The organism is Williamsia sterculiae, assembly GCF_900156495.1.
In the GTDB taxonomy this organism is placed as follows: domain Bacteria; phylum Actinomycetota; class Actinomycetes; order Mycobacteriales; family Mycobacteriaceae; genus Williamsia_B; species Williamsia_B sterculiae.
The window spans coordinates 469,357-489,785 of record NZ_FTNT01000002.1 but is presented as its reverse complement, the minus strand read 5'-3'; the positions used below and the strand labels follow the sequence as shown (position 1 = coordinate 489,785).

Genomic DNA, 20,429 nt, shown 5'->3' with positions numbered 1-20,429 from the left:
GCGACGGGCGGTCCCGTCACCTGCGACAACACAACCCGCCCCTGGCACGGGGACGTGAACACCCGATAACGTGCACTCCATCGTGTTACTGAAGCGACAGGAGTGACAATTGTGATTCAACACCGATTGTCCGTCAGGCGTGCTCGCGTCACACTCACCGGCGCAGTGCTCGCCGGTGTCATCACCGCGTTGACCCTGGCCGCCGCTCCCGCACTGGCCGATTCGGAACCGCACGCAGCCACCCCGGACGGCACCCGGCTGGTCAGCAGTGCACCGGCGGGTCGCCAACAGGTGTCACTGGTCGTCCATTCCGCATCGATGAACCGCGACATCCCGCTGTCGGTGTTGTTGCCCGCGGACACGTCCCGCCCCCACCCCACCCTGTACCTGCTCAACGGTGCGGGCGGCGGTGAGGATGCCGCCACCTGGCGCAAGCGCACCGACGTGGTGCAGTTCTTCGCCGACAAGAACGTCAACGTGGTGACCCCGGAGCTCGGCGCCTACTCGTACTACACCGACTGGGTCTCCGACGACCCCACCCGTGGGCGTAACAAGTGGTCGACATTCCTGGGCACCGAGCTCCCGCCCATCATCGACAAGACACTGGCCACAAACGGGCGCAACGCCGTCGCCGGCATCTCCACCTCGGCGACGGCGGTGTTGAACCTGGTGGTCGACCACCCCGGGCGGTTCCAGGCCGTCGGCTCCTACAGCGGCTGCGCATCGGTCACCTCACCACAGGGTGAGGCCTACGTCCGCGCGGTTGTCGGCGGGCGAGGAAACGCTGATCCGCAGAACATGTGGGGCCCTTACGGTTCCGCCGGGTGGCGGGACCACGACCCGGTGCTCAACGCCGCCCGGTTGCGCGGTCCCACGTACTGGATCTCCGCGGCCACCGGTCTCCCCGGTCGGTACGACACCCCCACCGCGACCACCGACCTCGGCGACCTCGTCGACCAGGTCGTCCTCGGTGGCATCATCGAGGCCGCGACCAACGCCTGCACCCACCAGCTGCAGGGACGGATGAACACACTCGGCATCCCCGCCACCTTCGACTACCCGGTGACCGGAACCCACTCGTGGTTGTACTGGCGGGACCAACTGCACCGGAGTTGGCCCAAGCTGGGTGCGGCGATCGGCGCCTGACGCCGACATGCCGACCCACCGTGTCGGACGTACGGTGGTGGGATGTCAGACGTCCCGGTCGTCATAGAGAACGCAGCAGTACTGACCGTCGACGCGCAACGACGCGAACTGTCGGACGCCAGTGTGCGCTTCGAGGGCACCCGCATCACCCACGTACAGCCCGGACGCCTCGCTGACGATGTTCGCGCCGACGCGCGGATCGTCGATGGCCGTGGCTGCGTGCTCACCCCCGGCTTGGTCAACACCCACCACCACCTGTACCAGTGGATCACCCGCGGACTGGCCGCCGATCACACGCTGTTCGAGTGGCTCGTCACCCTGTACCCCATCTGGGCCGGGATCGACGAGGACGCCGTCAACGTCGCCGCCCTGGGCGGTCTCAGCCATTTGGTGTTGAGCGGCTGTACCACCACCACCGACCATCACTACGTGTTCCCGGCCGAGGGCGGTGACCTGCTGGGTGCCGAGATCGCCGCGGCCCGCGAACTGGGCATCCGCTTCCACCCCACCCGTGGATCGATGGATCTCTCGGAGAAAGACGGCGGCCTCCCACCGGATTCCGTCGTGCAGACCATCGACGAGATCCTGTCGGCGGGTGCAACGGCGGTGTCGTCGTGGCACGACCCCGCCCCCGACGCCATGGTCCGGATAGCCCTCGCGCCGTGCTCACCGTTCTCCGTCTCCACCGACCTGCTGCGCGAGTCCGCGATCCAGGCTCGCGAACTCGACGTGCGGTTGCACACCCACCTGGCCGAGAGCCCGGACGAGAACACCTACTGCGCCGAACACTTCGGGATGACACCGTTGGAGTACATGGAGTCGGTCGACTGGGTCGGGCCCGACGTCTGGTTCGCCCACGGCATCGAGTTCGCCGACGACGAGATCGCCCGACTGTCATCCACCGCCACCGGTATCGCGCACTGCCCCACCTCCAACGCCCGCCTCGGCAACCGGATCTGCCGTACGCGTGAGCTGGTGGCCGCGGGCGTTCCGGTCGGCCTCGGAGTCGACGGCGCCGCATCCAACGAGTCGGCCCGTCTGCTCGAGGAGGCGCACCAGGCACTGCTCATGGCACGGGCTCGCGGAGGGCCCACCGCGCTGACCACCCGTACCGCTCTCGAACTCGCGACCATCGGCGGGGCCCGGGTGCTGGGTCGTGCGGCGGACATCGGGTCCATCGAACCCGGCAAGGTGGCCGACCTGGTGTTGTGGGACCTGAACACCCTCTCTCATACCGGGATCGACGATCCGGTGGTGGCCCTGATCCTCGGCGCGGTGCCGCCGATCCGCGGATCCTGGATCAACGGCGTACACATCGTCGACGACGGGGTGGTCACCACCTCCGACACCGAGGTGATCGCCGGACGGGTGGCCCGCGCTCACCGCGACCTGGTCGCCAGGGCCGGCTGACGGACAACCGTGGATCTGCACAGCATCGACCAGTACGTCCTCCCGCACACCCGAGCGGACCTGGTGGGTCTCGGCGCCGGTGACGGGCTCATGGGTGGCGGTACCTGGTTGCTCAGCGAACCGCAACCCCACCTGCGCCGGCTGGTCGACCTCCGGGGTATGCGCTGGGAACCCCTGGAGGTCGACGACGAGGGCCTCCTCATCGCCGCCACCTGCACGCTGCAGCAATTGATCTCGGGCGATCACCCGTCCGAGTGGCTCGCTTCCCCGCTGTTCGCCGCGGCCGCCGATGCGCTGCTCGCCTCCTGGAAGATCTGGCAGAACGCGACCGTGGGCGGCAATCTGTGTCTGGGTTTCCCCGCGGGCGCGATGATCGCGATGTGCGCCGCCCTCGACGCCGAGCTGTTGATCTGGCGACGCGACGGGTCCGAGACACGTTGCAGCCCGGTGGAGTTCGTGCAGGGCAATGCCCGTACGATCCTCGACCCCGGGGATGTGCTGCGTTCGATACGTATCCCGGTGCAGGCACTCCGACAACGTACGGCGCTGCGGAAGGTCGCGCTGTCGCCCCTGGGTCGCTCGGCGGTCGTGGTCGTGGTCCGTGCCGCGGAGCAGGGCATGGTCGTCACCGTGACCTGCGCCACCGAGCGCCCGTACGTCGTGCCCACCTCGTCCGATGATCCCGCCCAGGTTGCCACCCAGGTCGATTCGCAGATCCCACCGGACGCGTACTACACCGACGCGCACGGTGCAGCGGATTGGCGCAGGCACATGACCGGGGTGTTGGTCCGTCATGCGGTCGGGGAATTGGCATCGTGATCGTCAACGGTGACCTCGTCGACGCCGAGCCGCGGCCGGGCCAGTGTCTGCGGACCTATCTGCGAGAGAACGGCCACCCCGAGGTCAAGAAGGGGTGTGACGCCGGTGACTGCGGCGCGTGCAGCGTCATCGTCGACGGCGCGCCGCACCACTCGTGCCTGATCCCCGCGATGCGGGTCACCGACGCCACCGTCACCACGGTGTCCGGACTCGGAACCCCCGACAACCTGCACCCCGTCCAGCAACGATTCGTCGACGCCGCCGGCTTCCAGTGCGGATTCTGCACTGCGGGAATGGTCGTCACCGCATCCACCCTGAGCGAGGATCAGCGCGACGATCTCCCTCGCAGCCTCAAGGGCAACCTGTGTCGATGTACGGGCTACCGGTCCATCGCCGACGCCATCTCCGGACGTGTGGGAACCGAGAAGGTCGCACCCGGCGACATCGGCCCCACCACCGGACGCTCCGTGCCGACGCTCGCGGGCACCCGCATAGTCACCGGCACCGAGCAGTACACGATGGACGAGCTACCCGCCGACGTCGGCCACATCGCGGTGCTGGGTAGCCCGCACGCCAGCGCGCGCATCGTCGACATCGACACCACCGCGGCGCGAGCGCTGCCGGGGGTGCGGGCGGTGCTGACCCACCGCGACGACCCCGGGGTACCGTTCTCGACCGCACGCCACCACAGCCGCTCCGACGATCCCGACGACGGGTTCATCCTCGACGAGGTGATGCGATTCCGCGGCCAGCGGGTGGCGGCGGTGGTCGCCGACAGCCCCACCGTCGCGGCCCGTGCGATGGAGCTGATCACGGTCACCTATCGGGAGCTTCCCGCCGTCTTCGATCCCGACGAGGCGCGCGCCCCCGGGGCTCCGCTCCTGCACGCCGACCACCCACCCACGTCGCGGATCGCCGACCCACAGCGCAATGTGGTCGCCGAGTTGCACAGCGGCGTGGGCGATGTGACCTCCGGTGTCGAGGCGGCACGGCGATCGGGCGGCGCGGTGGTCGAGGGCAGCTGGCAGACCCAACGGGTACAACACGTCCACCTCGAGACCCACGGTGCCACCGTCTGGCGGGACGAATCGGGTCGCATCGTCGTGCGCTCCAGCACTCAGGTCCCGTTCCTCGTGCGCGCCGAACTGGCACACATCTTCGATCTACCGGTCGACGACATCCGGGTGTTCGCCGCACGTGTGGGTGGTGGATTCGGCGGCAAACAGGAATTGGTCACCGAGGATCTGGCCGTGTTGGCACTGCTGGTGACCGGTCGTCCGGTCACCTTCGAGTTCAGCCGCACCGACGAGTTCACCCGATCACCGTGCCGACACCCCATGCGGGTGGGGGTGACCGCCGCCGCTCTGCCCGACGGCACCCTCACCGCGCTCGGACTCGATCTGCTCTCGGACGCGGGCGCCTACGGCGGCCACAGCCCCGGGGTCATGTTCCACGCCTGCAGCGAGTCCATCTCCGTGTACAACTGTCCAAACAAACGCGTCGATGCGGAAGCGGTGTACACCAACAACATCCCGTCCGGGGCGTTCCGCGGCTACGGCCTCGGCCAGACCATTTTCGGTATCGAGTCGGCCCTCGACGAGCTGGCCGGCCGTCTCGGCATGGACCCCTTCGAGCTGCGGCGGGTCAACATGATCCGTCCCGGTGACCCGTTCGTCACCTGGGAGGTCGAGGACGGCGACCTGGAGTACGGCAGCTACGGTCTCGACCAATGCCTCGATCTCGCCGAGTCGGCCCTGCGACGCGGACGGGTGGATCGCGTGCACAGCGGTGCCGATCTGGTTCGTGCGGCCAACTGGGTCGTCGGTGAGGGGATGGCGGTGGCGATGATCGCGACCATCCCGCCACGCGGTCACACCGCGGAGGCGCGGGTGGAACTGGATGCCGACGGGCTCTACACCGCGGCGATCGGGACCGCCGAGTTCGGCAACGGCACCACCACGGTGCAGGCGCAGATCGCCGGAACCGTGCTGGGATGTCCGCCGCAACAGATCCGTCTGGCGTTCGCCGACACCGACGCGGTCTCCTACGACGCCGGTGCGTTCGGCTCGGCGGGCACCGTGGTGGCGGGTAAGGCGCTGCAGTCGGCCTGCGAGAGACTGCGCGCGCAGATCATCGGCCTGGCCGCCCGTGCGCTGGAGGTGGACCCCCAGTCGTGCGTTCTGGGTCCACAAGGAGTGCAGTCGGGTTCGGCGTTCATCGACCTGGCGTCGGTGGCCGCACTGGCCGGGGGGCGGATCACCGCCGAGAACGGCCAGCCCGGGAGTCCACGGTCGGTGGCCTTCAACGTGCAGGCGTTCCGGGTGGCCGTCGACACCGACAGCGGGGCGGTACGGGTGCTCCAGTCCATCCAGGCCGCCGACGCCGGGGTGGTGATGAACCCACAACAGTGCCGCGGTCAGGTGGAAGGCGGTGTCGCGCAAGCGATCGGCTCGTCGCTGTACGAGGAGATGATCACCGAGGAGGGTCGTGTGGTCACCGACGTACTGCGCAACTACCACATACCGCAGATCGCCGACGTGCCCATCACCGAGGTGTACTTCGCCGACACCTACGACAGTCTCGGCCCGTTCGGCGCCAAGTCCATGAGTGAGGCACCGTACAACCCGGTGGCCGCGGCACTGGGCAACGCCATCGCGAACGCGACCGGTGGTCGCGTGTACCAGATCCCGATGAACCCGGTCCGCGTGTGGCGAGCTCTGCCGTCGGTCAGGCGACCGAGCTGAATGGATCGTGTTCGGCCATCAACCGATCGATGCGCGCCTCGTCGATGCGCACCCGCACGGTGTCCTCGTCCTGCTTGTCCCGGACCACCTTGGCCAGGGTGAAGGTGCTGGTGGTCAGGAACAACAGGGAGATCGCCAGAAAAGCCCGCTGCCAGGGATCGATGGGGAGATAGGCGATGCCGACACACGCGGTGACCAGTCCGACGCCGAAGGCGATGGCGGACTGCAGGAAGAACGCGGCGGTGGTGTGGGTCTGGGGAACCTTGGTGGAAGCCATGCGTACGAGACTCGCAGTCCCGACGGGTCTCCCGCATGGGTGTGACTACTCAACTGGTGACGTCCAGGGTCAACACCTGCAGCGGCTGCACCTCGACGGCGAAGAACCCGGTGGGGTCACCACCGTCGGCGAGTAGGCGCAACGCCTGCGCGACCGGCTTCGCGACCACGATCGTCGCGACCTCCGCGGGCAGCGACAGTCCCTGTAGCCGCTCGACGAAGTCGCGGACGCTCTCGCCACGGTGAGGTGTGGCATCCGGATCGGCGAACCAGGATCCCAACACTGCCGGCTCGAGTTCGTCGGGACGTCGATCGGACCAGTCACCGAGGTCCAGGGTGCGCAATCCCGGCACTGTCTCGGCGGCGAAGCCGAGTTCCGCGGCGGTCTGCACCACCGATGTCTCCGGCCCGCACAGCACCCGCCCGGCATGGCCGTCGGGGGTCCAGGACGCACGCAACCGGGAACAGTCGGCCCGGCCGCGCTGATCGATCCCGTCGTGCACCGCCCCGAAACGCAGCGCGGGGTTGGGACCGGTCCGTGCCGCGGAGATGACCCGCATGTCGCCGACCGTAGGGCCGACGACCACCAGCGTCAACGCCACCGGTGCGCGCCCGTGTCGTACCCGTGGGTGATCATGGAGGAATGTCCGACCCCCGCGACCCCGAGCCGCAGGCCCGGCGCGTCCTGGATCGGTTTACCGAGCCCACCCGCGCCTGGTTCACCGGCGCGTTCGCCGCCCCCACACCCGCGCAGGCCGGGGCCTGGGACGCCATCGCCGACGGCGACAACACGCTGGTCGTGGCACCTACCGGGTCCGGTAAGACCCTGTCGGCCTTCTTGTGGGCGCTGGACAGGCTGATGGTCGACAAAGCCTCCGGGCAGGACCGGGCCGGCGGTACCCATGTGCTGTACGTCTCCCCGCTCAAGGCGCTGGCGGTCGACGTGGAACGCAACCTGCGCGCCCCGCTGACCGGCCTGACCCGTGCCGCCCAGCAACTCGATCTGCCCGCACCGGAGATCACCGTCGGCGTGCGGTCCGGGGACACCCCCGCCGCAACCCGCCGCCAATTGCTTCGCGATCCCCCGGACATCCTCATCACCACTCCCGAGTCGCTGTTCCTGATGCTCACCTCCGCGGCGCGCGAGACCCTCACCGCGGTGCACACGGTGATCATCGACGAGGTGCACGCGGTGGCCACCACCAAACGGGGCACCCATCTCGCGGTGTCGCTCGAGCGGCTCGACGATCTGCTGGATCGACCCGCTCAGCGGATCGGACTGTCGGCGACGGTGCGCCCGCCGGAACGCGTGGCGGAGTTCCTGGCCGGGTCACGGCCGTATCGGGTGGTGAACCCACCCGCGGCCAAGACCTTCGACCTCAGTGTCGACGTGCCCGTCCCCGACATGGCGAACATCCCACCGCCTCCGGCGCCACCGGGGGCGGACGAGTTCGACGACGCCGTGCCCACCGCGGGGTCGTTGTGGCCCTATGTCGAAGCGGGCATCGTCGACCTCGTCGAGAAGAACCGATCGACCATCGTCTTCGCCAACTCGCGTCGTCTCGCGGAACGCCTGACGGCTCGGCTCAACGAGATCCACGCCGAACGGGTCGGTGAACCAGCCGAACAACAGTCCAATCCACGGGTGGCCGGCGGCGCACCGGCCCTGGTCATGGGCAGCGGAGCGAGCAAGGGCGCCGAGGCGGTACTCGCACGCGCGCATCACGGGTCGGTGAGCAAGGAGCAGCGGGCGCTCATCGAGGACGACCTCAAGAGCGGTCGATTGCGGTGCGTGGTCGCGACCAGTTCGCTGGAACTCGGAATCGACATGGGTGCGGTCGATCTGGTGGTGCAGGTGGAGACGCCACCGTCGGTGGCCAGCGGGTTGCAGCGCATCGGGCGGGCCGGCCACCAGGTCGGTGAGATCAGCCAGGGGGTGTTGTTCCCCAAACACCGGGCCGACCTCATCCACTGCACGGTCGCGGTGTCGCGGATGCGCGACGGGCTCATCGAGGAGATCAGCGTACCTGCCAACCCGTTGGACATCCTGGCCCAACAGACCATTGCCGCGAGCGCGATCGACGTCCTCGACGTGGACCAGTGGTACGCGACCGTCCGGCGATCCATGCCCTACCGCAATCTCCCGCGGTCGGCCTACGAGGCCACCCTGGATCTCATCTCCGGCCGCTATCCGTCCGACGAGTTCGCCGAACTCCGCCCACGTGTGGTGTGGGACCGCGACGCGGGCACCCTCACCGGGCGACCGGGTGCCCAGCGCCTCGCCGTCACCTCAGGCGGATCGATCCCCGACCGCGGGCTGTTCGGGGTGTTCATGGTCGGCGAGAAAGCAACCCGTGTCGGTGAACTCGACGAGGAGATGGTCTACGAGTCCCGGGTGGGTGACGTGTTCGCGCTGGGCGCAACCAGTTGGCGGATCGAGGAGATCACCGCCGACCGGGTACTGGTGTCACCGGCATTCGGTCAGCCGGGTCGGTTGCCGTTCTGGATCGGTGACGCCGTCGGCAGGCCCGCGGAACTGGGTGCCGCGATCGGCAAGATGGTCGGTGAGATGGTCGACGGTGCCGTGTTGAACAGGTACGCCGAGGAACTCGGCCTGTCGGAGTACGCCAGGGACAATCTCGCGACGCTGATCACCGAGCAGCGCGAGGCCACCGGTCAGGTGCCCACCGATCGCACCCTGGTCATCGAGCGGTTTCGCGACGAACTCGGTGACTGGCGGGTGATCCTGCACTCGCCCTACGGGTTACGCGTGCACGCACCGTGGGCGTCGGCGATCGGGGCCCGTCTACGCGACACCCTGGGACTCGACGGCGCGACCACCGCGTCGGATGACGGCATCATCGTGCGCCTGCCCGACACCGACGATCAACCACCGGGCGCCGACCTGTTCGTCATCGACCCCGGTGAGATCGACGAGATCGTCACCACCGAACTGGGTGGCTCGGCGCTGTTCGCCTCCCGCTTCCGCGAGTGCGCGGCCCGCGCGCTACTTCTCCCCCGTCGCAATCCCGGCCGTCGGGCGCCACTGTGGCAGCAGCGCCAGCGCAGTTCCCAACTGCTCTCCGTCGCGGCGAAGTACCCACAGTTCCCGATCATCCTGGAAGCGCTACGGGAATGTCTGCAGGACGTCTACGACCTCCCTGCACTGACGGATCTGCTCACGGCCATCTCCACCCGGCGTGTCCGCATCGTCGAGACCGAGACCGCCACACCGTCGCCGCTGGCCGCGTCGCTCCTCTTCGGCTATGTCGGCGCGTTCATGTACTCCGACGATGCGCCGTTGGCCGAGCGTCGAGCCGCGGCGCTGTCGCTGGACACCGCCCTGCTGGCCCAGTTGCTCGGTCGGGTGGATCTACGTGAGCTCCTCGACCCCGGCGTCATCGAGCAGGTCGAGTCCCGGTTGCAACGCCTGGATCCGGATCGACGCGCGCACGACACCGAAGGTCTCGCCGACCTGTTGAGTTGGCTCGGACCACTCACCGACCAACAGATCCGCGCCCGCTTCACCGCCGATCCGGTGCCGCCCACCGGCGACGACCCGCTCCCGCTGCTCACCGATCTGCGGGCGGCGGGCCGGGTGATCTCGGTGGGGCACCAGGGTCGGGCGTGGTGGGCCGCGGTCGAGGACACCGGACGCCTCCGCGACGCGCTCGGCATCCCCGCGCCGATCGGGGTCCCCAGCGCGTTCACCGAGCCGGTACCCGATCCGGTGGGTGACCTGGTGAGCCAGTACGCCCGCACCCACGGCCCGTTCACCGCGAGCGAGGTCGCGTCTCACCTCGGCATGGGGGTCGCGGTGGTGCGGGACACGCTGGCGCGATTGGCCACCGAACGGCGCGTGGTGGAGGGCGACTTCCGACCGACCCCCGCCGACACCGCGGCACCGGAGGAACAGTGGTGCAACACCGAGGTCCTCGGCCAGATCCGCCGGATGTCGCTGGCGGCCAGTCGAGCCGAGATCGCCCCCGTCTCGGAGGACACCTACGCGCGTTTCCTCGCGGACTGGCAACACATCTCCTCGTCGGGACGCCTGCGCGGCGTGGACGGGGTGGCCACGGTCATCGATCAGTTGGCCGGCTTCTCGGCCCCGGCCAGTGCGTGGGAGTCGTTGATCCTGCCCGCGAGGGTCAGCGACTACACCCCGGCGATGCTCGACGAGTTGACCGCGGCCGGTGAGGTGGTCTGGGCCGGGCACGGTCGTATCAGCCAGTCCGACGGTTGGGTCAGCCTGCACCCGGCCGATCTGGCCCCGTTGACCCTGCCCGAGAAGATCGAGATCGACATGACCGAGCTGCACCATGCGGTGATAGAGCACCTTCGCCACGGGGGCGCCTTCTACTTCCGTCAGCTCTCGGGTGTGCTGAGTCGCGACACCGACGGCGTGGCGACGCCGCCGCCGGACGGCGACCTCGAACAGGTGCTGTGGGATCTGACCTGGGCCGGGCAGGTCTCCAACGACACCCTCAGTCCGCTGCGCGCCGTGCTGTCGCCACGCCGGACCGCCGGGCCACGATCATCGCCCGCCCATCGGTCACGGCGTGGTCGTCCACCGCGGTTGCGCGCGCACCGACTCAGCACCCGCTATCTGGCCGAACACACCACCAGCACCGCACCCGTCCCGCCGACCGCGGGCGGACGGTGGTTTGCGCTACCCGCCGAGATGGACGACTCGACGGTCGCGATCCACGGCCTCTGCGAACAACTGCTGGAACGCTACGGGGTGGTGACCAAAGGCGCGGTGACCCTGGAACAGGTCACCGGTGGTTTCGCCCGTGTATACAAGGCCATGACCGGATTCGAGGACAGCGGCAAGGTCCGTCGCGGGTACTACGTCGACGGGTTGGGCGGCGCGCAGTTCGGCGCGCCCAACACCGTGGACGACCTCCGCGCGCAGACCGAGATCCCCGAACACCCGGTGGCCACTGTTCTCGCCGCGACCGACCCGGCCAACCCGTTCGGGGCCGCGCTGGCCTGGCCCGGTACCGAGGGCCATCGCCCGGGTCGCAAGCCGGGCGCGCTGGTGGTGTCGGTCGACGGCCGGTTGGTGGTCTTCGTCGAGCGCGGGGGCAAGACCGTGCTGCTGTTCTCCGACGACACAGACGATCTGGCCGCGTCCGCGGCTGCGCTGGCGGCGACCGTGACCAGCGGCCGGGTCGCACGACTACAGGTGGAGCGGGTCGACGGTGACCCGGTGTTCGGCACCCCGTTTGCCGCGGCGCTGGTCGACGCGGGGTTCACCGCAACACCACGCGGGATCCGCCTACGTGGCCTCGGTCGCTGATGCCCGAAGGAGACACGGTCTATCAGGCTGCGGCCCGGATCCGGCGCCGGTTCGAGGGTCAGGTGCTGCGCTACAGCCAGTTCCGGGTCCCGCGATACGCGTTGGTCGACCTGACCGGTCGTCGGGTCGACGCGGTCCGGTCCATCGGCAAACATCTGCTCATCGACGTCGGCGATCACGCCATCCACTCCCATCTGAAGATGGAGGGGGCGTGGATGGTGCACCCCCTGGGAACCCGGTGGCGGCGGCCGGGCCATCAGGCCAGGATCGTGCTGCGCACCGACGGCTGGGAAGCGGTGGGTTTCGAGCTCGGTGTGTGCGAATGGATCCCGGACCCCGATACCGAGCTCTCCTACCTCGGCCCCGATCTGCTCGACCCCGCATTCGATGCGGCCGCGGCGGTGACCAACCTGACGCGTGACCCCGACCGCCCCATCGGGACCGCATTGCTCGACCAGCACCTGATGGCCGGGGTGGGCAACGTGTACCGCTGTGAAGCCTGTTTCCTCCGCGGCGTGCGACCGGCACGCCCGGTCGGCGAGGTGGACGTGCCCGCGATGGTCGACCTCTGTCAGCGCTTGTTGGTCGCCAACAAGGACCGCACCGTACGCACCACCACCGGTAACACGCGCCGTGGGCAGCAGAGCTGGGTCTACGGTCGTGGCGGCCGACCCTGTCTGCGGTGTCGAACGCCGATCGAACGGACCTTCCTCGGGGACGACAACTCCGAGGACCGCGTCCTCTATTACTGCCCGCGGTGTCAGAGCTGAGTGGCGGGTTCGACGGCAGCCGGCCCCATCTCAGCCCGCCGGCGTGAACGGCCGTCGGGTCCGTGCGTCACGGAGCGTCTCCGACCACCACGCAAGTTCGCCGACGGCGTCGCGTACCCCGCGTCGTTCTCCATCGTCGGCATCGAACCGCGCGCGGCCATCATCGGACGTGCCGATCCGTGCCCAGGGCGCACGTAACCCCACCATCCGTCGGGTGGTGACCACCGACAGTTCTGCGAGAACCGGACGGAGGAACTCACCCGCCAACAGACCTCCTTGCACTCCATAGGGGACCACGGTGGCCGCCTTGAACTGCCATTCGGCGTAATGCCAATCGATGAAGCGCTTGAGCGCGGCCGGGTAGGCGTGGTTGTACTCGGGTGTGACGATGACGAATCCGTCGGCTTCGGCGACGCGCTCGCTCACCGGCGTCGACGCTCCACCACCCGGCACCAACTCGGCGTCGGCGGGCAGCGCGACCTCCCGGAGGTCGACATCGCGGACGACGGCGGAATCACCGAGGCTGTCTCGTACCCGGTCACCGACCCACCTCCCGATCAGGTGACCCACGCGGTCGGTGCGGACGCTGGCCACCACGACCAGCAGGTTGATCAGTGTCGTGTTCTCACTCATGGCGTCGATGCTTCAGGTTGAACAATTGTTGAAGTCAACCCCCGGGCGTGTCACCCTGGATCCATGTCGCCGACCACAGTTGCCCAGGACGCCGACTTCGCCCGCACCGTCGGTGACGTCGCCGACGAGGCCGGCGTCGCGCCGTCGGCAGTCCGCTTCTACGAGTCCCACGGGATCATCCATGCTCGCCGAAATACCGGCAATCAGCGCAGATTCGACGATTCGGCGGCCTGCCGGATCAAGGTCGCCAAGTTGGCGCAGCGAGTCGGTCTGACGGTGCGGGAGATCACCGAACTGTTCGATGACCTGCCCACTCATCCGGCTCCCGATGACTGGGGCCGGATCACCGACGCTCTGGTGGCGGAAGCCGAGCGTCGTGTTGCGGCGCTGCGCAGCTACCTCGCCGAGATGGGTTCCGACGGCCTGCTCTGCCAGGCGGTGGACCACATAGACGCCTGACTCCAGCGGTTAGAACGGTGGTGGGTCGTACTCGTCATCGTCGTCCCTGGCTCGGCGGTTGCGTTCGCGTTCGTGGCGGCGTCGGGCGTGTTTGTCTTCCAGGCGGGGTCGGCGTCTGGTCGGTTGCTCAGGTGTGGGTGGTGGTGGCCCGTTGGGTGGGGCGGTGAATTCGATGTCACCGAGGTGCGGGTGCAGATCGACACCGGTGTTGGCGGGTCCGTCGACGGTGAACCCTTCGGGGGTGGTGACCGTGACTTCGGGGTGGCCCAGGTCGTCGATGGTCTGGTCGTCGAGGAACTCGGTGAACGTTTTCACCCCATGGTGGAACGGGCATTTGGAGTTCATGTCCGCCGGGGTGGTCTGACCGCCTTGTGACGGGTTGTCGTGCTCGTATTCGGTGACATGGTCGCCGTCGCATCGCATCGCGGGCTGGTCACATCCGGGCCACACACAGTACTGATCCCGCATCCACAGAAACCGGGCCAACGCGGCCGACGGCCGGTACGGGTCTGCGGGTTGCGCTGCCGGTGCAGACGTGGGGATGGGTCGGATGACCGTGTCCGGGTGTCCCGCGAGATCGCGGATGTGATCCGGACCGATGACCCCGTACCCGGGCATGAAACCCGGCCGACCATCGTGGTCGGTGCTGAGTGTGGTCTGGTCGGTGACCACATGAATCACCGCAGTGGTGGCCGGCCCCGACGCCGTGGTGGTGTCCCACCCGTGGGCGGCGGTGCAGTCGGCGTCACCGCACAAGCATTCCCACGTCGCACCGGTGGTCAACGCGACCAACGCATCCGACCTGCGTGCCGCCTTGGTCCGCGGATCTTCCTTGCAGACGTGGTCGGCGGCGGCGTGCACCCGTTGCGCGAACAACAACGTGTTCTCCACAGTCATCGACGCACCCACCACACCCATGCCATCGGCACCGTTCTCCGTCCAAAACGACCGGGCGTCCCTCGCGACCCGACGCCGCTCCCGCACACCATCCGGGTCGTGGGTGTACACAATCCGGTCCACCATGTCCCGCAACCGGTTCGTCGACCACGACCCCCGACGGCGCAAACAGGCCGCGATCTCCCGGTCCACGGTGGCCGCGATCTGCGGGTCGGTGATCAGGTCGGTGCGGGACACGATCGTCCGGATATGGTGCGGGGCGACCTTCCCGTCCCGCAGACACAACAACACCTGCGGTAACCGATCCCGCAACGCGACCGCCCGCGCCAACAACCTCTCCGCAGCCACCTGGCTGATCGACAACACGGTGGCGATACGGGTGGCGCACAAGGCGGTCGAATCGATCATCCGGTAGTCGGTGAGCACCTCGTCACCGACCAACTGGGAATCCAACTCGGCGGCAATGCGGTAGCGCTGCCACTCCAGAAACGACAGCCCCGCCGTGGCATGCACCATCTCCGCGAGCAGGTCGTTGACCGGAACACCGGACACGTCACCGAGCAGCCCCAAGACTACCGGGGACCCACCCGCCCAACGACTCTCGCTCATGTGTTCGATTATAGAGACGGGGTATGACAGTCATCGCTGACGAGACTCGCTCGTCCGCAACATGCTTCAGACCACCACTTTCGGCACCGCCGCCAACAGCTCCTGGGTGTATGGGTGCTGGGGCCGTTCGAACACGTCGTCGGCCGTCCCCGACTCGACCACCTCCCCGTCGCGCATCACCAGGATGTCGTCACTGATGTGGTGGATGACGCCGAGATCGTGGGAGATGAACAGCAACGCCACCCCGGTCTCTGCCTGCAGTGTGGCCAGCAGATCGAGGATGCGCGCCTGGATGGACACATCGAGGGCCGACACTGGCTCGTCGCAGACGATCACCGACGGGTTCGGAGCCAGCGCTCGCGCGATCGCCACCCGCTGGCGTTGCCCCCCGGACAGTTTCAACGGGTGCCGGTCGCGAAATGCATCGGACAGACCCACGTGATCCAGCAGCTCCGACACCTTCTGCCGCGCGGCGGCCCCGCGCACACCGGCCACCTGCACCGCGTCGAGCAGAATCCGCTCCACGGTCCACCGCGGATCGAAGGAACTCAACGGATCCTGGTACACCACCGAGATTCTGCTGCGGCGGGACCGCCGCTGGGCGTCGGTCAGCGCGCTCCACGGTTCACCGTCGAGTTCCACCGCCCCCGCGTCCGGCGGGGTCAGCCCCAACACCATGCGCGCGGTGGTCGTCTTGCCCGACCCGGACTCACCCACGATCCCCAGGGTGCGACCTGCCTGCAGGTCGAAGCTCACCCCACGGACGGCGGCGTGCTCCACGGACCGTTTGCCTCGGAAAGACTTTCGCAGATCCACGGCCCGGAGCACCGGCGGTGTCGACGTGTCGGGGGTCGCGACGGCGGGCAGCTCGGCACCCGTGGTGAGAAGTGTCCCCTTCGACGCCCGCGACGGCACCGCGTCGAGCAGCGATTGCGTGTACTCGTGCCGCGGTCTGGTGAGGATCTCGCGGGCGGGTCCGTACTCGACCACCTCACCCGCCCGCATCACCGCCACCCGGTCGGCGAGCTCCCCCACCACCGCGAGATCGTGGGAGATCAGGATGAGTCCGTTGCCGCGTTCCTTGGCCTCGCGCAGGACGTCGAGGATCTGCGCCTGGACTGTGGCGTCCAGGGCGGTGGTCGGCTCGTCGGCGATCAACAGCTTCGGGTCGCGGGCCAGCGCGGAGGCGATCAGAGCACGTTGCCGCAGCCCGCCCGACAGCTCGTGTGGCCGCTGTCGCGCTCGCACCTCGGGTTCGGGAACCCCGACCAGATGCAGCAACTCGACAACCCGGCCGTCGCGCTGCCGACGTCGGCGTCGCCCATCGTCGCGAGAGGCGTTGACCGTCAACGCCTCGCCTATCTCGCTGCCCACGGTGCGCAACTGGTCCAACGACACCAGCGCATCCTGTAGCACGAACCCGATCTCCCGACCACGGATGTCCTGCCATTGCCGGTCACCGAGACCGAGCAGCGACCGACCGTCGAGTTCGATCGCCTCGGCGGAGATCTCGGCTCCCTCGCCGGTGAGACCGATCAATGTGCGCGCGGTCACCGACTTTCCCGAGCCGGACTCCCCCACGATGGCCAGGCATTCACCCGCGGCCACCGACAACGAGACACCCTTGACGATCTCATGGCCTGCGAAGGACACCCGGAGTCCGCGGACGTCGACCAGCGGGGCGGTCATCGCGCCACACCGCCCAGACGCACACCCAGATGCCGACCAAGCGTCGTGAACGCCAACGCCACCACCACCACGACCAGACCGGGGAAGACCTCGACCCACCACGCTGCGGTGATGTAGGTGCGTCCGGCATCGAGCAACGCACCCCACTCCGGTGCCGGCGGTGCCACGCCGAGGCCCAGGTAGGCCAGACCCGATGCCCAGATGATCGCCTGTCCCACGCCCAGGGTCACGGTCACGATCATCGGCCGCAGCGAGTTGGGGGCGATGTGCTGCAGCAGGATCCGAGTGCGCGAGTGCCCGATGGCGGTGGCCGCCTCGATGTACGGAGCCGTGCGCACCGCCAGTACCTGTCCACGCACGATGCGGGCGTACCCGGGTGCGATGCCGATCCCGATCGCGAAGATCAGGGTCACCGCGCCCGGGCCGAACACCGACACGAGCAACAGACCCAGCAGCACGGTGGGAAACGCGAACATGATCTCGATCCACCGGTTGGCCAGGACGCGGGCGATCCGGCCGGACAGCCCGGCGGCGATGCCTAACACGACCGCGAGAGCCGCGGCGACACCCACGGCAGCCAATCCGATACCGAGCGACTCACGGGTGCCGTAGATGACGCGACTGAGCAGGTCACGCCCACTGAGGTCGGTGCCGAACAGGTGAGCCCAACTCGGTGGTGCCAGGGTCGAGTCGAGGTCGATGGCGAACGGATCGTAGGGCGCCAGCACGGAGGGGGCGATCACGGCCACCAGGAGCAACAGGACGACGATCGCGGCGGCGACCACCCCCGCCGACGGCAGGCGTCGTCGGTCCTCCGACGGCACCGGATTGCGTGTCCTCAACGTGGAGAGCAGTGTCGAGAAGGACGACGCTCGGTCAGTGGGGTTCTCGGTGACGGTCACGGGACCTCGATCCTGGGGTCGATGGCGGTGTAGAGGGCGTCCACCAGCAGATTGGCGACGGTGTAGACCAGGGCCACGACGAGCACGATGCCACTGACCAGCGGGACGTCGCGTGAGGTGGCCGCGGTGACCAGCGTCTGACCGATACCCGCCCGCGCGAACACTGTTTCGGCGATCACGGCGCTGGACAACAGCGCGCCGACGGCCCAACCGGATACGGTGATCGCGGGGATGACGGAGTGTCGTAACACATGTCGTGATCGCACGGCGATGTCTCCGAGCCCCCTGCTGCGCGCGGTCAACACGAACGGTTGGTCGAGCGCGCGGGTGAACTCGTCGCGGGCGACCTGCCCGAGAAAGCCGGCCAGCGGTATCGCCAAGGTCAACACCGGCAACACCAGACCCCGCAACCCGGTACCGCTCTCCACCGGGAACCAACCCAATCCGATGGCGAAGACGACGAGCAGAATTGATCCGAGCCAGTACTGCGGCAGTCCGGCGCTGATCGTCTCGATCAGCGATCCGACCGCACCCCAGGGCCCACGGCGGCCCGCGGTCAACGTGGTCATGAACAACACCAACAACCACGCCACGACGAGCGCGCTGAACGTCAGGATCAGCGTCGGGCCGATCTGTGCGGCGATGACCTCGGTGACCGGTTGTTGCAACTGATACGAGGTGCCGAGGTCTCCTCGCACCAGACCGCTGAGATAGTGCAGGTACTGCCGCCAGATCGAATCGGTGAAACCGTATTGTGCGTTCACCGGGGCGGTCTCGTCGGCTGTCCGTTCCCGACTCAATCCCGACGACAGGTTCAGCAACAGCGTCGCGCGGTCACCGGGGGCCAGGATCTGCAGCAAGAAAGTGATGGACGCTGCCGCCCAGAGCACGAAGACTGCCGATCCGACCCTGCCCGCCCACCGCGCGAGCGACCGACGCTGCGTGACCGTCGGAGATCTTCGTGGCCCCGATGCTTCGGCGGTCGGCGAGCTGGTGACCTCACTCACGGTCATCGTACGAACCTCGCATCCGCGAACACGGGTTCGCCTTGGGATTTCTCGATCCAGACGTCGTGCAGACCGGGTCGGGTGGCCAACGACGTCGTCTGCGTGTAGAGACCGATCGCGAGCGCCTTGTCGCCGATGATGTGTTGGGCGTCGGAATACAGCGACGCCGCCTCGGCGGGATCGGCCGCGGAATTGGCCTGTTCGATCACGCCCTGCAAGTGCGCATCGTTGTAGAAGGCCGTGTTGTACGGGTTCGGACTGGGCGTCAGGCGTTGCCGCCAGTTGATGTACAGCAGACCAGGGGTGGGGCTGGTCCAGTACCCCACATAGGCGTCATAGGTATCCGCCTTGCTGTAGTTGCCACCGAAATAGGCGCTCTGCGTCGCGGGTACGAGCTGCAGGTCGAATCCGACCTGCCGGGCCTGCGCGGCCACATCCTGCAGGATGCCCGCGCCCTCCGGTCCGATGATGGCATCCGCCGGATACACCACCCGCGCGGTCAACCGATGTCCGTCGCGTACGCGGATCCCGGCGGAATCGCGGGTGCCCCAACCGGCCGAGTCGAGCAGCTCGGCGGCCTTGGCCGGGTCGTGCGGGTAATCACCGGCGGTCGGGTCGTAATCCGGGGTGGTCTGGCTCAGGGCGCCGTTGGCGTTGTAGGGCACCACCCCGAGGTACGCGGTCTGCACGGACTTACGACGGTCGGCCGCGTAAGCCAACGCCTGACGGACGCGCTCGTCGTCGAACGGCGCGTGCGCGACGTTCAGTGTGATCGCGTTGGGCCGCCCGGGCGTGATGTACTGCTCGGTCTGGAAGCGCCTCGTCGCATCCGCCCAGTTGATGGCGGGCACGTTGTAGATCACGTCGGACGATCCGCTGGTCAGCGAACCGTAGCGCAGCACCGGATCTTTCAGGAATTTCCAGATCACCTTGTCGACGTAGGCGGGGCCCTGGTGTTTCGCGTTGGCCGGCGCCGAGTTGTAGTCGGGGTTGCGGACGAACGTGATGCTGCGATTGCGATCCCAGCGCTCGATCCGGAACGGACCCGACCCGACCGGCTGTGAGCAGTTCGCCTTCGCCCCCCGGGCCAACGCCTTCGGGGACTGAATTCCGAAGTATCCCTGGGACAGGACGGTCAGCAACGGGGTGTACGGAGCCTTCAGGTGCAACCGGTAGGTGAGCTTGTCCACGGCCTCGTCGGAGGCGAAATATTGTCCGATGTAGGAGACAACGGTTCCGTTGGGATTCGCCGGATCGAGGTAACCAGCGATGTTGGTCTTCACCGCGGCCGCATCGAGATCGGTGCCGTCGGTGAACTTGACCCCCGGTTTCAAGTGGAACGTGTAGGTGCGACGGTCGGGTGAGATCTCCCAGCTCGTCGCCAACCAGGGCACCACCGTTCCGTCGTCGGCGAGGGAAACCAGGTTGTCGAGGTATTGCCGCGCCAGATAGGCGTTCTGCACCCACCCGCCGTGCACGCAGGGTGGCTCCTGCTCGTGACCGTATTCGATGACACCACCGGTGGTGACCTCACCCGCGCGGGCGGCGACCCCGGTCGACCGGCCGTCGCCGATCTCGGGCCGACTGCAGGCCGCTAGCAGCATCGCGCAGATCACCACACCGAGCACCGGCAACAGAGCCACCGATGATCCACGTCGAACGAGAGACGACACGCAGACTCCTTGACCGAAAAAAAGGGGGGTGGGGAGGACCGGCTCACCGTAGAGACAGCCACCACCCGCGGTCATCGCTTGACCTCAAGGTGA

The 20,429-nt window shown here is 68.0% G+C and carries 15 protein-coding genes; 7 read left to right on the top strand and 8 right to left on the bottom strand.

Annotated elements, in window-relative coordinates:
• Window positions 1–126: 126 nt before the first annotated feature.
• Genes BW971_RS05070 through BW971_RS05055 form a run of 4 tightly spaced genes read left to right on the top strand, consistent with a single transcriptional unit; the run spans window position 127 to window position 6,119 of the window.
• Complete coding sequence (locus tag BW971_RS05070; protein ID WP_234974234.1) at window positions 127–1,146, top strand: alpha/beta hydrolase; 1,020 nt, start codon at window positions 127–129, stop codon at window positions 1,144–1,146.
• Window positions 1,147–1,188: 42 nt separating this feature from the next.
• Window positions 1,189–2,556: an 8-oxoguanine deaminase gene (locus tag BW971_RS05065; protein ID WP_076477103.1), complete on the top strand. Its 1,368-nt coding sequence runs from the start codon at window positions 1,189–1,191 to the stop codon at window positions 2,554–2,556.
• A 9-nt stretch (window positions 2,557–2,565) separates the two neighbouring features.
• Window positions 2,566–3,375: an FAD binding domain-containing protein gene (locus BW971_RS05060; protein WP_076477101.1), complete on the top strand. Its 810-nt coding sequence runs from the start codon at window positions 2,566–2,568 to the stop codon at window positions 3,373–3,375.
• Window positions 3,372–6,119 carry a molybdopterin-dependent oxidoreductase gene (locus BW971_RS05055; protein WP_076477099.1) on the top strand — a complete coding sequence of 916 codons (2,748 nt, stop codon included), beginning with the start codon at window positions 3,372–3,374 and terminating at the stop codon, window positions 6,117–6,119. The genes BW971_RS05060 and BW971_RS05055 overlap by 4 nt, the downstream gene beginning before the upstream one ends.
• Here the strand turns inward: BW971_RS05055 and BW971_RS05050 are convergent.
• Complete coding sequence (locus BW971_RS05050) at window positions 6,103–6,396, bottom strand: YiaA/YiaB family inner membrane protein (protein WP_076477097.1); 294 nt, start codon at window positions 6,394–6,396, stop codon at window positions 6,103–6,105. The two genes, BW971_RS05055 and BW971_RS05050, sit on opposite strands and share 17 nt — an antisense overlap.
• Before the next feature lie 49 nt (window positions 6,397–6,445).
• Complete coding sequence (locus BW971_RS05045) at window positions 6,446–6,955, bottom strand: histidine phosphatase family protein (RefSeq protein ID WP_076477450.1); 510 nt, start codon at window positions 6,953–6,955, stop codon at window positions 6,446–6,448.
• An 83-nt stretch (window positions 6,956–7,038) separates the two neighbouring features.
• Between BW971_RS05045 and BW971_RS05040 the strand changes: the two genes are divergently transcribed.
• Entirely contained in the window at window positions 7,039–11,697 is a 4,659-nt protein-coding gene (locus tag BW971_RS05040) for an ATP-dependent helicase (protein ID WP_076477095.1), read from the top strand.
• On the top strand, window positions 11,697–12,467 hold the full coding sequence (locus tag BW971_RS05035) for an Fpg/Nei family DNA glycosylase (RefSeq protein ID WP_076477093.1): 771 nt from the start codon (window positions 11,697–11,699) through the stop codon (window positions 12,465–12,467). The genes BW971_RS05040 and BW971_RS05035 overlap by 1 nt, the downstream gene beginning before the upstream one ends.
• 30 nt (window positions 12,468–12,497) lie before the next feature.
• On the opposite strand, the gene BW971_RS05030 is transcribed toward BW971_RS05035, so the two are convergent.
• Window positions 12,498–13,100 (bottom strand): NADPH-dependent FMN reductase, encoded by a 603-nt coding sequence (locus BW971_RS05030; protein WP_076477091.1) that lies wholly within the window; start codon window positions 13,098–13,100, stop codon window positions 12,498–12,500.
• Window positions 13,101–13,163: 63 nt separating this feature from the next.
• Here BW971_RS05030 and BW971_RS05025 point away from each other — a divergent pair, with 63 nt between their 5' ends.
• A complete protein-coding gene (locus BW971_RS05025) occupies window positions 13,164–13,559 on the top strand; it encodes a MerR family transcriptional regulator (protein ID WP_076477089.1) in 396 nt (131 codons plus the stop codon).
• Window positions 13,560–13,568: 9 nt separating this feature from the next.
• On the opposite strand, the gene BW971_RS05020 is transcribed toward BW971_RS05025, so the two are convergent.
• The 5 genes from BW971_RS05020 to BW971_RS05000 all read right to left on the bottom strand — a co-directional run bounded on the left by BW971_RS05020 (window position 13,569) and on the right by BW971_RS05000 (window position 20,336).
• Entirely contained in the window at window positions 13,569–15,065 is a 1,497-nt protein-coding gene (locus BW971_RS05020; RefSeq protein WP_076477087.1) for a DUF222 domain-containing protein, read from the bottom strand.
• A gap of 66 nt (window positions 15,066–15,131) precedes the next feature.
• Window positions 15,132–16,754 carry a dipeptide ABC transporter ATP-binding protein gene (locus BW971_RS05015; RefSeq protein ID WP_076477085.1) on the bottom strand — a complete coding sequence of 541 codons (1,623 nt, stop codon included), beginning with the start codon at window positions 16,752–16,754 and terminating at the stop codon, window positions 15,132–15,134.
• On the bottom strand, window positions 16,751–17,656 hold the full coding sequence (locus BW971_RS05010; protein WP_076477083.1) for an ABC transporter permease: 906 nt from the start codon (window positions 17,654–17,656) through the stop codon (window positions 16,751–16,753). The genes BW971_RS05015 and BW971_RS05010 overlap by 4 nt, the downstream gene beginning before the upstream one ends.
• Complete coding sequence (locus BW971_RS05005) at window positions 17,653–18,669, bottom strand: ABC transporter permease (protein WP_076477081.1); 1,017 nt, start codon at window positions 18,667–18,669, stop codon at window positions 17,653–17,655. The genes BW971_RS05010 and BW971_RS05005 overlap by 4 nt, the downstream gene beginning before the upstream one ends.
• Window positions 18,666–20,336, bottom strand: a complete 1,671-nt coding sequence (locus tag BW971_RS05000; RefSeq protein WP_076477079.1) for an ABC transporter substrate-binding protein — start codon at window positions 20,334–20,336, stop codon at window positions 18,666–18,668. The genes BW971_RS05005 and BW971_RS05000 overlap by 4 nt, the downstream gene beginning before the upstream one ends.
• Window positions 20,337–20,429 lie beyond the last annotated feature (93 nt).

Bases quoted from the DNA above. Each gene is read 5' to 3' on its own strand.
- BW971_RS05065 (WP_076477103.1), top strand. From the start codon at position 1,189: ATGTCAGACGTCCCGGTCGTCATAGAGAACGCAGCAGTACTGACCGTC.
- BW971_RS05050 (WP_076477097.1), bottom strand. From the start codon at position 6,396: ATGGCTTCCACCAAGGTTCCCCAGACCCACACCACCGCCGCGTTCTTC.
- BW971_RS05045 (WP_076477450.1), bottom strand. From the start codon at position 6,955: ATGCGGGTCATCTCCGCGGCACGGACCGGTCCCAACCCCGCGCTGCGT.
- BW971_RS05040 (WP_076477095.1), top strand. From the start codon at position 7,039: ATGTCCGACCCCCGCGACCCCGAGCCGCAGGCCCGGCGCGTCCTGGAT.
- BW971_RS05035 (WP_076477093.1), top strand. From the start codon at position 11,697: ATGCCCGAAGGAGACACGGTCTATCAGGCTGCGGCCCGGATCCGGCGC.
- BW971_RS05030 (WP_076477091.1), bottom strand. From the start codon at position 13,100: ATGAGTGAGAACACGACACTGATCAACCTGCTGGTCGTGGTGGCCAGC.
- BW971_RS05025 (WP_076477089.1), top strand. From the start codon at position 13,164: ATGTCGCCGACCACAGTTGCCCAGGACGCCGACTTCGCCCGCACCGTC.
- BW971_RS05020 (WP_076477087.1), bottom strand. From the start codon at position 15,065: ATGAGCGAGAGTCGTTGGGCGGGTGGGTCCCCGGTAGTCTTGGGGCTG.
- BW971_RS05015 (WP_076477085.1), bottom strand. From the start codon at position 16,754: ATGACCGCCCCGCTGGTCGACGTCCGCGGACTCCGGGTGTCCTTCGCA.
- BW971_RS05005 (WP_076477081.1), bottom strand. From the start codon at position 18,669: ATGACCGTGAGTGAGGTCACCAGCTCGCCGACCGCCGAAGCATCGGGG.